The following is a 210-nucleotide window of genomic DNA, read 5'->3' on the forward strand; positions in this document are numbered from 1 at the left end:
CAGTTGAATAAATAGCAGTTAAATTTAGCGCATCGGAGTCATTATCAGAGCCTGTTGCTAACCAAGGGATAAACGTAAAGTAATTGTAATTTATTTCGCACGCAATAGAGGCTAAAGCACTACCGGGCAAGAAATAGAGCCCTTCTGTCAAATAATGGCTTTCCCATAAAGGATGAATATGAAACTTTAATTTTTCATTTTCGTGGTCAG

Annotated in this window: 1 pseudogene; it reads right to left on the minus strand. The window is 37.1% G+C overall.

Annotation, left to right across the window (positions count from 1 at the left end):
• Positions 1 to 210 (minus strand): annotated as a pseudogene (locus tag CWB60_RS20830) (hypothetical protein); the annotation flags it as partial.

Origin of the sequence: Pseudoalteromonas sp. S327, from assembly GCF_005886415.1 — a bacterium.
Lineage (GTDB): Bacteria > Pseudomonadota > Gammaproteobacteria > Enterobacterales > Alteromonadaceae > Pseudoalteromonas > Pseudoalteromonas atlantica.